Raw genomic sequence first — 14,434 nt, 5'->3', positions numbered from 1 at the left:
TCACGAACAGTGTTCGTCCGCGTTCTCAGGAGTCCCCCATGGCAACCGTTGAAACACAGTCGCAGTCCGCGGCGCCCGATCTCCCGATCGGTTACCAATTCCGGTGGTTCGTGATGGCGGTGGTGATCATCGCCGACGTCATGGACCTGCTCGACAGCACGATCGCCCAGCTGGCCGGCCCCTCGATCCTCCGCGATCTCGGCGGTGGCAACACCACGCTGCAATGGATCCTGGCCGGCTACACGCTCGCGTTCGCCGTCGGCCTCATCACCTCCTCACGGGCAGGTGACCTGTACGGCCGCAAGCAGATGTTCGTCATCGGCATGGCCGGCTTCACGCTGTTCTCGCTGGCTTGCGGGCTGGCACCCACAGCCGGATGGCTGATCGCCTTCCGTGTCCTCCAAGGCCTCTTCGGGGCCGTGATGATCCCGCAGGGCTTCGCGATGGTGAAGCAGTCCTTCCCCGAGGACGAGCTGCAGAAGGCCTTCATCCCGTTCGGGCCGATCATGGGCCTCTCAGCCGTGCTCGGGCCGATCATCGCCGGATTCCTCATCGACGCGAACCTCTTCGGCTCCCACTGGCGCTCGATCTTCCTGATCAACGTGCCCGTCGGCCTGATCGGCGTCTATCTCTCGGTCCGCTACCTGCCCAACATCCCACGGGATCGCAACGCCCGCCTCGACCCGGTCGGCGGCCTGCTGATCACCATCGCCTCAGGCCTGCTGATCTACCCGTTGGTGCAGGGGCGTGACCTCGGCTGGCCGGCGTGGACGTACGTGATGATGGCCGGGTCCGCGCTTGTCTTCGGGCTCTTCGCGTGGAGCGAGCGCCGCAGCTCGCACCCGGTGATCGAGCCGTCGCTGTTCAAGAACCGCGGCTTCGTCGCCGGGGTGATCTTCCTCGGCACCTTCTTCGTCGGCATGGTCGGTCTCGGCCTGGTGATGAACCTCTACCTCCAGCTCGGCCTCGGCTACACCCCGCGCCACAGCGCCATCGTGTCCACTCCGTACGCCTTCGGCATGGCGTTCGGCGCAGCGCTCTCCGGCGCGCTCCTCGGCCCGAAGTTCGGCCGTCATGTGATGCACGCCGGACTGTTGATCACCGCGATCGGCATGGGCGCGTTCGCCCTCGTCGTCGGGAGCGGCGTGACATCCGGATGGGAACTCACCGGCCCGTTCGTGGTGGCCGGATTCGGCTCAGGCCTGATCTTCGCGCCGATGTTCGACATCATCCTGGCCGACCTCAGCGACCGCGAGGTCGGGACGGCGTCGGGCGTACTCAATGCGATCCAGCAGTTCGCCGGAGCTCTCGGGGTGGCCGTGCTCGGGACGCTGTTCTTCAACTGGTTGCCGGCGCGCGGGTTCGCGCATGCGACCGAACTGACGGCCTGGATGACCGTGGGTTGCTACGGGCTGGCGTTCCTCGCCGCTTTCCTGTTGCCGTTGAAGGCACGGGAGGGCGCAGGTCACTGACCTCCCGGTGGGGCCCTGATGGAGTCAGACGAGCTGAGGCGCGGCCGACTCGATCAGGGCTTCAGCCTTTGCGGACACCAATGCGTCGTTCTGAGCTCGGAGCTCGGAGATCTCTGCCTGGAGTGCCTGGACGCGCGTACGCAGTCGGGCGTTTTCCATACTGAGCTGCGACGCGTCGCCACCAAGGTGGCCAACCAGGGCCTTCGCCATGAGACAGGTCCTTTTGAGTGGGATGACCCGAGGTGACGGGCCGTCTACCAGTGTCTCTCGCGGTCCCATCCGGGTCAATCCAACGGCGCCATCTCTCGCCGAAACCCGACATCTGTCAGTCCGAGACCCGGCAGATGTCAGGTCTCGGACTGACAGATGTCGGGTTTCGGCGTCAACGACGTCGGCGGAGGCGGAGCTCCTCCAACTCGCGACGCTCGGCCGCGGTCAGGGACTCGGTGCCGTGGGCACTGATCTTGTCGAGCAACTCATCCATGCGCTGAGCGTCACGGTTGACCGGCGGCGCGGTGGTCGAGGAGCCCTGCCACGGTCCTGCAACCACCGTTGGTTGGGCGCTCTTGCGCGTACGCGTCCGCGGGCGACGCGGGCCTCCGCCGGGAAGTCGCGGGATCCACGCGTACTCGCTGAGCGCACCGTACTGGCGTGCAGCGATCGCGCTGATCCCCAGCCCGATGAGGAGGCCGAAGACCATGGCCCAGTTGCGGTCGGCGAGATACTGCACGAGCGTCACGGCCAGATAGATGATGCCGAGGATCCATGCAGGGACGCCCCAGAAGAACAGCCTGCGCGGCCATTCCGCCGCGTAGAGGAGGAAGACCGCCAGGCCCAGGAACTGCAGGCCGAACAGCGGGTAGACCCAGCCTGGTACGAGTGCGACCAGCAAGGAGACGACGGCCGGGAACACCAACGTGGTCAGGACGAGCCACCACGCGAGCTTGTTCCGTCCGAAGACGCTCGATTCGAGTTCGCGCCCGAAGTACCAGAGGAAGAAGAGCCCGATCGCGAAGTTCAGCGCCCCACGGCTGAACAGGATGGCCAACGGCCACGTCACCACCGACCAGGGGTGGTGAAGGGTCCAGGAGGCATCTGGAAGGAACGCGATGTCGGACTCGAAATCCGCACCACCGACGGCGTACGCCAGCAGACCGACGCCGCCGAGGAGCACCACGAACCAGGTCGTGCCGACATCAAGGGTCCCGATCCGGAACCAGGGCTCATGCGCGCGCGATCCACCAGCGGACAGCCGAAAACGACTCACGAGCCCACCCTAACGACTCCATCCATGACGCGCGGCGGGCATCGGCGCCGCGGACTCGTCAGCGGCCGCGCGGAGGCTTCTGACACACAGGGCAGAAGTACGAGCTGCGGTTCATGAAGCAGATCCGACGGATCGGCGTCCCGCACCGCTCACACGGCCGACCCTCTTGGCCGTACGCCTTCAGCGAGCGGTCGAAGTAGCCCGACTCGCCGTTCACGTTGACGTACAGCGCATCGAAGCTGGTGCCGCCCTCGGCCAGCGCAGCAGCCATCACCGCTCGCACGTCTTCGACCAGACCGATCACCGCCGTGCGGCTCAGTTGTCGTCCCGGCCGCTCGCCGTGGATCTGCGATCGCCACAGCGCCTCATCGGCGTAGATGTTGCCGACGCCGGAGATCACGGTCTGGTTCAGCAGGAGTCGTTTGATGCCCGAGTCGGAGCGGCGTACGCGGCGCGCGAACTCATCCTCGTCGAACTCCGGGTCCATCGGGTCCCGGGCGATGTGAGCGATCTCGACGGGAAGATCAGCACCTCCCTCACTGATGGACAGGCCGCCGAACATCCGCTGGTCGACGAAGCGCAACTCCTGGTCATCGAGAGTGAAGCGCACGCGCAGGTGCCGCTCATCGGCCTGACCGACCGGCTGCACCAGCATCTGGCCACTCATGCCCAGGTGCGCCATCAAGGCATTGCCGTCATCCAGGGGCAACCACAGGTACTTGCCCCGCCGGCGCGCGCCCTCGAATCGCCGTCCGACCAGGTCGGCGACGAACGCAGCCGGGCCCAACAGATGCCGTCGCACCGGGCGCTCGTGGAGCACCTCGACTGCAGCGATGGTCGAGCCGACGACGTGTCGTTCCAGGCCGCGGCGTACGACCTCGACCTCAGGCAGTTCTGGCATCGTCAGGCGTCGGCGACGGCCGTGCCGGTGAGGTCCGCGTACGCACTGGATGCGGCCATCTGCTCGGCCTCCTTCTTCGAGGAGCCGGCACCGTTGCCGTACAACGAGCCGCCGAGGCGGACGCGTGCGGTGAAGCTCTTGCGGTGATCGGGACCTTCGGATTCGATCACGTACTCCGGGACCCCGAGCCCGCGCACGGCGGCGAGCTCCTGGAGGGAGGTCTTCCAGTCGAGCCCGGCACCGAGCGAGAGCGCCGTGGAAACCATGTCGTCGAAGAGTGCATGCACGACGGCGTGCGAGACGGTGATGCCGCCGGAGAGGTGGACCGCGCCGATCAGCGCCTCCACCGCGTCGGAGATGATCGAGGCCTTGCCGCGACCACCGGTGCTCTCCTCGCCACGGCCGAGTTTGATGTGCTCGCCGAGACCGAGCCGTCCACCGACTTCGGCCAGCGCGCGGGCGTTCACGACCGCGGCACGTACCTTGGCCAGACGCCCCTCGGGAAGTTCGGGCCGGTGGGCGTACAACGCCTCGGTGATGATGACCCCGAGCACCGAGTCGCCGAGGAACTCGAGGCGTTCGTTGGTCGGGAGACCACCGTTCTCGTACGCATACGAGCGGTGGGTCAGCGCGAGCTCGAGGAGCTCAGCGTCGAGAACCGGATCACCCAGCGCAGCGCGCAGGTCCAGGTAATTATCAGGCGCCGTGTTGTCCGGTCCTGTGTTGCCCGTTCGCGATTCAGCGCTCACGAACGGTCAGCGTAATAGCCGGTCGAGACCGGGCTCAGAGAACCTGGCGACGAGCGCCCTTGGCGCCGTACTGGCCACACTCGCCACACGCGCGGTGCGGGAGCACGTTGGCGCCACAGGCCGGGTTCGGGCAGGTGACGACAGCAACCGCGGTGGCCTTCCACGCCGAGCGGCGGTGGCGGGTGTTGGAACGCGACATCTTGCGCTTCGGAACAGCCACGGTGATCTCCTTACGGGACAAACAAAAAAAGTCTTGTGGGGCCGACGAGCGGCAACCCGGGAAGTCTAGGCGGAGGTGGCTCGCATCTGAAAATTGCGGCCGGTCCCGTGTGGCCTAGGTCGCGTCGTCGCCCAGCTCGAGGCCACCCAGGCCCGCCCAACGCGGATCGATCTTCGCATCGTGGTTGTGGTCGGGCTCATCGGCCAGGCGAGCACCACAGTCGGGACACAACCCGGGGCAGTCGTCCGTGCACAGCGGCTGGAACGGGATGGCGCCCACGACGGCGTCGCGCAGGACCAGATCGAGGTCGATCATGTCGTCCTCGAGGACGAGTTCGTCGGCGTCCTCGTTCGGGTCCTGCGGCTCCTCGTAGAGGTAGAACTCCGTCAGATCGACGTCGAGCTCGTCGCGGATCTCCTGCAGGCAGCGGGCACACTCGCCATCCAGCTCGACACTGGCCGTGCCGCTGAGCAGAACGCCGTCCATGACGGCCTCCAGCCGCAGTTCGAGGATGATGTCAGAGCCCTCCGGCACATTCATCACGCCCGATCCCAGGTCCGCAGGCGCCTGGACGGTCCGACCGATCTGCTTCTGATTGCCAGCACCACGCCTCAGGTCGCGGGTGTCGAGGACGAAGGGGTTGGTCGGGTCAAGCTTCACGGGAGAGAGCGTACGCGGGCGCGACCGACTCAGTGCTTCGCGAGACGCTCGGTCAACAACCGGTGCACATGCTCGGGCACCAGGTCCGACACGTCGCCGCCCAGCGTTGCGACCTCCCTGACCAGACTCGAGGAGACGAAGGCGTACTCGGGCGCGGTCGGGATGAAGACGGTCTCCACGTCGGTCAGGTGCGAGTTCATCTGGGCCATCTGGAGTTCGTACTCGTAGTCCGACCCGCCGCGAAGACCCTTCACGATCGCCACTGCCTCGATGTCCTGACAGAAGTCGACGATCAGTCCCGTGAAGCCCGCCGTGGTGACGTTCGGAAGGTGGTCGGTGACCGCATCGAGCATGGCCAGCCGCTCGTCGGAGGAGAACAGTCGCGACGACGTCTTGGACTTGTTGACCCCGACCGCGACCACGACCTCGTCGAAGAGCGTCGCCGCGCGCACGATGATGTCGATGTGCCCGTGGTGGGGCGGGTCAAACGAACCGGGGACGATCGCACGACGCACCATCGGGACTCCTCACTGATCAGTCGCGTGACCGTACCAAATCCGGGTCTCGCCGTACTTCTTCTCCCGGACCAGCTCGATGCCGCCGGGCCACATCGGTTCCGGGCTGCGCGAGGACCGCTCCACGATGACCATGGCACCGGCGGCGAGTCGGCCGCCATCGACCAGCATCGCCAGGTCCTTGGCGACGTCCGCATCGGGCAGGGCGTACGGCGGATCGAGGAAGACGATGTCGTACGGCGCGGTCGGCGGCGAGGAGAGGAACGTCGCGACGCTGGTGGCGACCACCTTGGCCTTCGGGAATCCGATGGCCGCGGCGTTCTTGGAGATCAGCGCTGCCGTTCTGCGGTCCTGCTCGACCAACTTCACGACGCCGGCTCCGCGGGACCAGGCCTCGAGACCAACGGCGCCGGACCCGGCGTACAGATCAAGGAAACGCAGGCCCTCCAACGATCCGAACTCGGACACGATCCGGCTGAAAAGGGCTTCGCGTACGCGATCACTGGTCGGACGGGTCGCTGAACCGTGGGGGGCGGCGAGCCGCAGTCCACCTGCGATCCCCGAGATGATCCGTGTCACGACTTCTCCAGGTAGTCGGCTCGGGTCGAATGCTCGATCTGGCGTACGACCTCTGCCAAGCCGGGCGCAACTGTCTCCAGCGGCTCCCCCTCAAGGAGCCGTTCGGCTGCACCACGCGCTTCCACGATCGTGGACTCATCGCGCAGAACGCGCAAGGCCTGAAGACTCGAACGTCCCCCGGACTGGGTAGCTCCCAGCACATCGCCCTCGCGCCGCTGCTCCAGGTCGACCCGGGCCAGTTCGAATCCGTCGGTGGTCGAGGCCACTGCCGCAAGACGTTCCCGACCGGGCGTCTCCGCCGGCGTGTTGGTGACCAGGAGGCACAGCCCGGGCAGGCCGCCACGACCGACCCGGCCACGCAGTTGATGCAACTGGGAGATGCCGAACCGATCGGCATCGATGACGACCATCATGGTCGCGTTCGCCACGTCCACGCCCACCTCGATGACGGTGGTCGCGACCACCACGTCGACCTGACCCGCGGCGAAGTCGGACATCGTCCGTTCCTTGACGTCCGACGGGAGTCTCCCGTGCAACGGCGCCAGTCGCAGACCGGCGAGGGGACCGCTCGCCAACTCCTCGAGCAACTCATCGACACCACGCGGAGGCACCGTCGCCTCGTCCTCGGGCAGGTCACCCGGATCGGCCTCGGCGACGTCGCCGGCAATCCTCGAGACCACCACGTACGCCTGATGCCCCTTGTCGACTTCCTCGCGTACGCGGGCCCAGACACGGTCCCACCAGGCCGATTGTTCGGCGAGCGGGACCACGTTGGTCTGGATCGGCGCACGACCCGCCGGAAGTTCGGTGAGCGTCGACACATCGAGATCACCGAACACGGTCATCGCGACCGTGCGCGGGATCGGGGTCGCGGTCATGACGAGCAGGTGGGGTGGCGTCCCGGCCTTGTCGGTCAGCGCGGCACGCTGCTCCACGCCGAACCGGTGCTGCTCATCGACCACGACCAGTCCGAGGTCATCGAACATCACGTTGTCCTCGAGCAGCGCGTGGGTCCCGACCACGATCCCGGTCTCCCCCGTGACCAGACGGCTCAGGACGCCGGCGCGCTGGCTCTTCGTCATCGAACCGGTGAGCAGGTCGACGGTGGTGCCACCACCGAAGAGTGCCCCCTGCCCGAGATCGCCGAGGATCGCTGTGATCGAGCGCAGATGCTGCTGCGCGAGCACCTCGGTCGGCGCCAGCAGGACCGCCTGCCCACCCGAATCGACCACCCGGAGCATCGCCCGCAGCGCCACGAGAGTCTTTCCGGTGCCGACGTCGCCCTGTAGCAAGCGGTTCATCGGGTACGACCGCGCCAGATCGGCCTCGATCTCCTCGCCCACGACCCGCTGTCCGGCGGTGAGGTCGTACGGAAGTTGTGCGTCGAACTCCCCCAGCAGCGTGCCGCCACCGGTCCGCGCCTGGGCGTTCTGGGCCTGGATCGCCTGCCTGCGACGGCCGAGCACGAGTTGCAGGACCAGCGCCTCCCCGAACTTGAACCGCTTCTCCGCAGCACCCTTCTGCGCCCAGGTCTTCGGCGCATGGATCCAGTCGTACGCGGTGCGCAGCTCGATGAGCTTGTGTTCCTCACGCAGCTCGTGCGGGATGGGGTCGTCGAGATCCGTCACGACAGTGCGGGCGAAGCGCGTCGCCCGCATGACGTCCCACGACTCCAGTCCCGCGGTCAGCGGATAGATCGGGAACAGGTCGGTGAGCTCCTCGATCGCCATGCTGGTGTCCTCGGCGCCCTGACCCGGATCGCCGAACAGCACCATCTGCGGGTTCGTCAGTTGCCACTCGCCCCGGAAGCTGCCGAGTTTGCCGACGAAGATCCCCTTGGTCTCCGGGGCCAGCCGCTGAGCCTGCCACTGGGTCACTCGTGGACTCTTGGCGAAGAACGTCATACGCATAGACGGTCCGCCGGTCCTGACGGTGACGTCGAGGCGCGCGGCCGCACGACCGGTACGCCGATCGGTGTACTGAGCGACCCGGCTGGTCGCGACCTCGCCGACAACGGTCAGAAGGACACCTTCACGCAGGTCGTCGATGTCGGTCAGCTTCGCCGTGTCCAGATACCGCCGCGGGACGTGATCGAGCAGGTCGCGTACGGTCCGCAGGCCGAGCCCGGCGGTGAACCTGTCGGCCTTTTTGCTGGCACCGAGAACCGCCTCGATCGGGCTGTCCGGCGTGATCTCACCGACCACGGCGTCATTCCACCGCGATGAGGAGCGGATACCGCTCCTGGCCGCCGTCGTACGTGATCGCCTCGATCGCCGGATGTGTCTCGGCGAGCCAGGTCGTGACGGCAGCCGCCAGCGTTCCTTCGGGATCCTTCGCGCCGGTCACCAGGGTGACGAGTTCGCCACCACCGCCGACGAGGCGGCCCACGACCTCGATCGCGATCGCGACCAGGTCCGAACCGACCACCACGAAGTCGCCACCGATCGCCCCCAGGACGTCGCCCACTTCACACGGGCCGGCACTGGTGAACGCCTTGAGGGTCGCGATCGTCACGCCGCCGCGGCGTACCTGACTGGCCGTCGTCGCCACGGCGAGCACGTCCTTGTCGAAGGAGCGCTGAGGGTCGTGGACCGCCAGCGCCGCCAAGCCCTGTACCTGCGACCTCGTCGGGATCACCGCGACCTTGATCTCGTCGTCGATCTCCGCCGCACTGGCGGCGATCTCGGCGTTGGCCAAACTGTCCTCGTCGTTGGGCAACAGGATCACCTCCGCGGCGCCGGTCGCCCGGATGGCGGCGAGGATGTTCGCGCTCGACTGCCCACGACCTTCGAGGACGGTCGCACCGGACTCTCGCATCAGTTCGGTGAGGCCCGCCCCGACGCTCACGGCGACGACTGCGCGGCCCTGGCGTACCGGCGCAACCTGCTGGGGGCCGAAGTGGGTGATCTTGATCCGGTGCGGTCGCCCTGCGGCCATGCCGGCCTCGATCGCCGCGCCCGCGTCGTCAACGTGGACGTGCACGTTCCACAGACCCTCCGCGCCGACGACGACCAGCGAATCCCCCAGGGGTGTCAGTGCGGTCTTCAACGGACCAATCGCGTCATCACCAGCGTCCAGGAGGTACATCACCTCGTACGCAGGTCCGGAGGTCGGCTCGTCCTGAGCCGCGACGGGCCGGGCCACGCGGAACCTGACGGGCTCGCGCTTGCGTCCAGTGAGTGCCTGCTCGGCCGCTTCCAGGACGACGCAGGCGCCACGGCCACCGGCGTCGACGACACCGGCGGTACGCAGAACCTCGAGTTGCTCCGGCGTGTGCAGCAGCGCCTCGCGGGCAGCGACGACAGCAGCCGCCACGACATCGGCTGTGTGGACACCCGGCCCGGTGGCGGTGGCGGCGCCGGCACGCGCCGCCTCACGCCACACGGTGAGCATGGTGCCCTCCTGCGGGTCACCGACAGCGGCGTACGCAGCTTCTGCCGCAGAGTTGAGGGCGGTCGCCACGACGCCGGCGTACGCGTCGGCCGGCGACGCATCGGCGATGTGGCGGACCACGGCACCCATGATCTGCGCGGTGATCACGCCGGAGTTGCCCCGAGCCCCGGTCAGGGCACCGGTCGCGAGCGCCCGTGCCACCGCGACCAGATCGGTCCGATCCACGGCGTACGCGGCATCGCGGGCGGCGGTCATCGTCAGGTACATGTTCGTACCGGTGTCGGCATCGGGCACCGGGAACACGTTGAGGCCGTTGATCTCCTCGCGTGCCTCGGCGAGGCCTTGTACGGCAAGATCGGCGAAGCGCAGGAAGAGGTCAGCGTCGATCACGTTGTCTCCTCCTCAGAACTCGACCGTGCGCCGCCAAGGTTAGTGGGTCGGTCGTACCGACCAGCGAGGCCGCAGATTTCTTCGGGCCGGACGTTGTCGGCTATTCTCGTCGGGTTGCGCTGGCGGGTTTGTCCGCTGCGCTCCCCAAGACGTCAACGATATTCAGGAGTTCCGATGGCTGCCGTGTGCGACATCTGTGCCAAGAAGCCGGGCTTCGGTCACAACCGCCCGTGGTCGCGCAAGATCACGAACCGCCGCTTCAACCCGAACATTCAGCGTGTTCGCGCGGTCACCGCCAACGGCACCCCGAAGCGCATGAACGTGTGCACCGGCTGCATCAAGGCCGGCAAGGTCACCCGCTGATCCCAGCTTTTCTCGAAGGCCCTCGTCCACTCGGACGGGGGCCTTCGTGTTTGTCGGCGCTTCTGATCTGGGTGGAAAACGGACTCCCGAAAAACTGACAGACATGTCTGTCATCCCACGATCGCCCACCCTCGTGACGCCCAGACCCAGACAGACATGTCTGTCAGTTTTTCGGGAGTCCGTTTTCCACCCAGATCAGAAGTGGCGCCACCCCGTCGGGCCGTCGTACGGAGCTCCGTCGACAGTGACGCCTTCGCCTTCGGCGACGGTGCCGATGGCGGTCCAGCCCTCCGGTAGATCTCCCGGGAACGTCGCGAGGAGGGAGTGATCGTCTCCCCCACCGAGGATGATCGTGAGCGGGTCCGCACCGGTCGCGGCGGCGACCGCATGGAGCGGTTCGGGGATCTCGAACGCCGCGGAGCGTACGTCGATCGCCACTCCCGACGCCTGGGCGATGTGTCCGGTCTCGGACAACAGCCCGTCGGACACATCGATCATCGAGGTCGCGCCGGCAGCCGCGGCCTGCGGACCGGCCGCGTACGGCGGTTCCGGACGGCGATAGGCATCCACCAGCAGGCGCGGTGACCGGAACCCGCGACCGAGTACGGCGAGTCCACCGGCCGCCCACCCCTGCCGCCCGGCGAGAGCCAGCGTGTCCCCCGGCCGCGCGCCCGACCGCAGCACGGGAGCCTGGCTGACCGCACCCAGTACGGACACCGCCACGACGACCTGGGGCGCAGACGTGATGTCTCCCCCGATCACCGACGCTCCGACCAGGGCGGCCTCCTCAGCGAAGCCCGTGGCCAGATCGGTCACCCAGGCGACCTCGAGATCCGGTGGCAGGCCCAGCGAGAGCGTCAGCGAATGTGCGACACCGCCCATGGCGTTGATGTCCGACAGGTTCTGTGCGGCTGCCCGGTGGCCGACATCGGAACCCGCCACCCAGTCGCGTCGGAAATGACGACCCTCGACCATCATGTCCGCCGAGGCGACCACATGGCCCTGCCTGGTGCGTACCAGTGCCGCGTCATCGCCCGGTCCGACCACGACGTGCTCGCCCTGGCTGAACCGCTGCGTCAACAGCGCGATCAGGCCGAATTCCCCGAGGTCTGCCACCGTCTGTCCCACGCCTCCATCCAACCTCACAGTCGACGTTCACCGGACCACGGGAGACGCGCGCCGTCGTCCGCACTATGTTGGGAACCCCCACTCGGCGCACTCGGGCGCCGCCACCAAAGGAGTTCCCATGGCCGTACAGGCGTACATCCTGATCCAGACCGCGGTCGGGAAGGCGCACGACGTCGCCGACGCCGTGGGGGCGATCGATGGCGTCACCGCCGCGGAGGACGTCACTGGCCCGTACGACGTCATCGTCCGCGCTGAGGCCCGCAACATCGACGAGCTCGGGAAGCTCGTGGTCGCCAAGGTCCAGGAAGTCGACGGGATCACTCGTACGCTCACCTGCCCGGTCGTGCACATCTGACATGAGCAATCCCTCCTTCGGCTCGATTGCCGTCATCGCCGGCGGCCTCTCCCATGAGCGCGACGTGTCGCTGGCCAGCGGCCGCAACCTCGTCCGCGAGTTGCGCGGCCTCGGCCTCGAGGTCGCCTCGTACGACTTCGACCGCAACCTGCTCCACAACCTGGAGCGCGACAAGGTCGTCGCGGTGCTCCCCGCGCTGCACGGCCAGTTCGGCGAGGACGGCGAGATCCAGACCCTGCTCGAACTGATCGACGTCCCGTACGTCGGTTCGACGTCACAGACCTGCCGGCTGGCGTACGACAAGAGCGCCGCGCGCGAGTTGCTGCGGCGCGGCGGCATCCCGGTGCCGGACAGCGTCGGCCTGTCCTCGCAGACCTTCCGCGACGTCGGTGCGGCCACGCTCATGGAGCACGTCCTGTCCCGCTTGGGTGAGCGTGTCGTGGTCAAACCGGCCCGCGGCGGCTCGGCTCTCGGCGTCACCGGCGTGGATGGTCTGGCCGAACTGCCGTCGGCTCTCGTCGGCACGTACGCGTACTACGACGACGCGCTGATCGAGCGGTTCTACCCCGGCATCGATGTCTCTGTCGTCGTCCTGGAGGGTCCCGATGGCCCACAGGCGCTGACGCCGATCGCGATCGACTTCACCAAGGGTCACGAGTTCGACTTCTCGGCGCGCTACACCGCCGAGTTCGTCGGCCTGGCGAAGCCAGAACTCCCCCAGCCTCTGCTCGACGAGCTCGGCGACGTCGCCGTACGCGCGCACGAAACGCTGGGTCTGCGCGACGTGTCGCGCAGCGACTTCCTGGTCGCCGCGGACGGTTCGTACGTGGTCCTCGAGGTCGCGATCACCCCGGGCACGACGGAGACCTCGGTCTTCCCGTACGCGTGTGCCGCCTCAGGCACCACGCTGGGGCACGTCGCACTCGGGCTGCTCGAGCGGGCTGTCGCTCGCTAGCTCAGCTCTGCGGCGATCTGGGCGAACTCGACGCCCATCCGCTCGGCCAGTGCAGTCGCAGCCGAGAGCGGTCGCACCATGACCTTGAAGTCGTCGATGAGACCGTCGGCGTTCACCCGGATCATGTCGACTCCGTTGATGGCCAGACCGTTGACGGTCGCGGTGAACTCCAGCACCGAGTTGGGCGCGTCCGTGACCTCGCGGACGTACGTGAAGTCCTCGAAGACCCGGAACGCGGCACGCAGGATCGCCGCCACCATCGGCGCGCCGTCGTACGGCTTGAACGCAACCGGGCTGGTGAATCGCACCTCCAGTGCGAGCAGGGCCTCGACGTTGCTGACATCGCCGGCCTCGACCAGCTCACGAAATGCCTTCATGCGTCGATCATCTCAGCCCGATCGGGCGCTCGACTGCCAGCTGGATGAGCTGGTCGATGAGGTCCGGGTACGCGAGCCCGCTGGCTTCCCACATCTTCGGATACATCGAGATCGGCGTGAAGCCGGGCATCGTGTTGATCTCGTTGATGATCACGTCGCCTTCGGGCGTCACGAACGAGTCGACCCGGGAGAGGCCTTCGCCGCCGATCGCCTCGAACGCGCGGACCGCGTACTCCTGGATGGTGGCCGTGATGCTCTCCGGAAGATCCGCCGGGGCATCCGTACGCGCCTGTGATGCGGAGAGGTACTTCGCCTCGAAGTCGTAGAAGTCGGCTTCGTCGTGGTCGACGACGACTTCCCCGGGGACAGAGGCCCGGGCCGGCGCGCCGCCGCGTCCGCCCAGCACGGCGCACTCGATCTCGCGGCCTTCGATCCCCTGCTCGATGAGCACCTTCGGGTCGTGGAACCGCGCCAGGTCGACTGCGCCGACCAGGTGCGCGATGTCGTCGACACGGGTCACGCCGAGCGAGGAGCCTGCACGCGAGGGCTTCACGAAGACCGGGAAGTCGAGCTTGCTGGCCTCCGCGACGATCTCGGCCTGTCGGCGTTCCCAGTCGCGCGGGTGGACCACCACGTACGGGCCCACCGGCAGACCGGCAGCTGCCAACGCGATCTTCATGTAGTGCTTGTCCATGCCGACGGCACTGGCGAGTACGCCGCAGCCGACGTAACGGACACCTGCCATCTCCAGCAGTCCCTGGATGGTGCCGTCCTCACCGAACGGGCCGTGCAGCACCGGGAACACCACATCAATCGGACCGGCGTCCGAGAGCGTGTCCAGGGCTCTCCCGGAGTCCTCGGTGACCTCCGGGAGGTGGCCGCCAGCGAGTTCGAACTGGGCGGCGTCCGACGAGGTCAGCACCCACTGTCCGCCGCGCGTGATCCCGATCGGCACCACCTCGTACTTGGAGCGATCGATGGCGTTCAGGACACCAGCCGCGGTGGCCGCCGAGATCGAGTGCTCACCGGAGCGGCCGCCGAACAGCAGCGCGACGCGTGTCTTCCGGCCCGAGGTGAAGGGGAGGATCGTTGCGTCAGCCATGATCCGCG

General features: G+C 67.4%; 17 protein-coding genes. 4 read left to right on the top strand and 13 right to left on the bottom strand.

Annotated features, from left to right (window positions below):
* The first annotated feature begins 38 nt into the window (after positions 1-38).
* A complete protein-coding gene (locus KCTC_RS12315; RefSeq protein ID WP_125569536.1) occupies positions 39-1,472 on the top strand; it encodes an MFS transporter in 1,434 nt (477 codons plus the stop codon).
* A 24-nt stretch (positions 1,473-1,496) separates the two neighbouring features.
* Here the strand turns inward: KCTC_RS12315 and KCTC_RS12310 are convergent, their stop codons facing one another.
* The 10 genes from KCTC_RS12310 to KCTC_RS12260 form a co-directional block, all read right to left on the bottom strand.
* The gene (locus KCTC_RS12310) at positions 1,497-1,682 is read right to left on the bottom strand and encodes a hypothetical protein (RefSeq protein ID WP_125569535.1); all 186 of its coding nucleotides are present in this window, start codon (positions 1,680-1,682) and stop codon (positions 1,497-1,499) included.
* Positions 1,683-1,854: 172 nt separating this feature from the next.
* Positions 1,855-2,739 (bottom strand): DUF6576 domain-containing protein, encoded by an 885-nt coding sequence (locus tag KCTC_RS14765; protein WP_164512587.1) that lies wholly within the window; start codon positions 2,737-2,739, stop codon positions 1,855-1,857.
* Positions 2,740-2,797: 58 nt separating this feature from the next.
* Entirely contained in the window at positions 2,798-3,640 is an 843-nt protein-coding gene (gene mutM / locus KCTC_RS12295) for a bifunctional DNA-formamidopyrimidine glycosylase/DNA-(apurinic or apyrimidinic site) lyase (protein ID WP_125569532.1), read from the bottom strand.
* Positions 3,641-3,642: 2 nt separating this feature from the next.
* The gene (gene rnc / locus KCTC_RS12290) at positions 3,643-4,389 is read right to left on the bottom strand and encodes a ribonuclease III (protein WP_125569531.1); all 747 of its coding nucleotides are present in this window, start codon (positions 4,387-4,389) and stop codon (positions 3,643-3,645) included.
* A 34-nt stretch (positions 4,390-4,423) separates the two neighbouring features.
* Positions 4,424-4,609 (bottom strand): 50S ribosomal protein L32, encoded by a 186-nt coding sequence (gene rpmF, locus KCTC_RS12285; RefSeq protein WP_125569530.1) that lies wholly within the window; start codon positions 4,607-4,609, stop codon positions 4,424-4,426.
* Positions 4,610-4,723: 114 nt separating this feature from the next.
* Entirely contained in the window at positions 4,724-5,269 is a 546-nt protein-coding gene (locus tag KCTC_RS12280) for a YceD family protein (RefSeq protein WP_197715194.1), read from the bottom strand.
* A 29-nt stretch (positions 5,270-5,298) separates the two neighbouring features.
* Positions 5,299-5,787, bottom strand: a complete 489-nt coding sequence (gene coaD, locus KCTC_RS12275) for a pantetheine-phosphate adenylyltransferase (RefSeq protein WP_456299589.1) — start codon at positions 5,785-5,787, stop codon at positions 5,299-5,301.
* 9 nt (positions 5,788-5,796) lie between these two features.
* Complete coding sequence (rsmD, locus tag KCTC_RS12270) at positions 5,797-6,363, bottom strand: 16S rRNA (guanine(966)-N(2))-methyltransferase RsmD (RefSeq protein WP_125569528.1); 567 nt, start codon at positions 6,361-6,363, stop codon at positions 5,797-5,799.
* Complete coding sequence (locus KCTC_RS12265) at positions 6,360-8,567, bottom strand: ATP-dependent DNA helicase RecG (RefSeq protein WP_231998718.1); 2,208 nt, start codon at positions 8,565-8,567, stop codon at positions 6,360-6,362. Before KCTC_RS12265 ends, rsmD begins: the two co-directional genes overlap by 4 nt.
* A 4-nt stretch (positions 8,568-8,571) precedes the next feature.
* Complete coding sequence (locus KCTC_RS12260) at positions 8,572-10,146, bottom strand: DAK2 domain-containing protein (protein WP_125569527.1); 1,575 nt, start codon at positions 10,144-10,146, stop codon at positions 8,572-8,574.
* Between the two features lie 174 nt (positions 10,147-10,320).
* Here KCTC_RS12260 and rpmB point away from each other — a divergent pair, with 174 nt between their 5' ends.
* Entirely contained in the window at positions 10,321-10,509 is a 189-nt protein-coding gene (rpmB, locus tag KCTC_RS12255) for a 50S ribosomal protein L28 (RefSeq protein WP_125569526.1), read from the top strand.
* A 195-nt stretch (positions 10,510-10,704) separates the two neighbouring features.
* Here rpmB and KCTC_RS12250 read toward each other — a convergent pair whose 3' ends face one another.
* A complete protein-coding gene (locus KCTC_RS12250; protein WP_125569525.1) occupies positions 10,705-11,637 on the bottom strand; it encodes a thiamine-phosphate kinase in 933 nt (310 codons plus the stop codon).
* A 118-nt stretch (positions 11,638-11,755) separates the two neighbouring features.
* Here KCTC_RS12250 and KCTC_RS12245 point away from each other — a divergent pair, with 118 nt between their 5' ends.
* The gene (locus KCTC_RS12245; RefSeq protein WP_125569524.1) at positions 11,756-11,992 is read left to right on the top strand and encodes an Lrp/AsnC family transcriptional regulator; all 237 of its coding nucleotides are present in this window, start codon (positions 11,756-11,758) and stop codon (positions 11,990-11,992) included.
* Between the two features lies 1 nt (position 11,993).
* Entirely contained in the window at positions 11,994-12,947 is a 954-nt protein-coding gene (locus KCTC_RS12240) for a D-alanine--D-alanine ligase family protein (protein WP_125569523.1), read from the top strand.
* On the opposite strand, the gene KCTC_RS12235 is transcribed toward KCTC_RS12240, so the two are convergent.
* Complete coding sequence (locus KCTC_RS12235) at positions 12,944-13,324, bottom strand: nuclear transport factor 2 family protein (RefSeq protein WP_125569522.1); 381 nt, start codon at positions 13,322-13,324, stop codon at positions 12,944-12,946. The two genes, KCTC_RS12240 and KCTC_RS12235, sit on opposite strands and share 4 nt — an antisense overlap.
* Positions 13,325-13,331: 7 nt before the next feature.
* Positions 13,332-14,426 carry a D-alanine--D-alanine ligase family protein gene (locus KCTC_RS12230; RefSeq protein WP_125569521.1) on the bottom strand — a complete coding sequence of 365 codons (1,095 nt, stop codon included), beginning with the start codon at positions 14,424-14,426 and terminating at the stop codon, positions 13,332-13,334.
* Positions 14,427-14,434 lie beyond the last annotated feature (8 nt).

The sequence above is a fragment of the Nocardioides baekrokdamisoli genome (assembly GCF_003945325.1).
Taxonomy (GTDB): domain Bacteria; phylum Actinomycetota; class Actinomycetes; order Propionibacteriales; family Nocardioidaceae; genus Nocardioides; species Nocardioides baekrokdamisoli.
The sequence above is the reverse complement of the archived record's forward strand: the minus strand, read 5'-3'. Positions and strand labels throughout refer to the sequence as shown.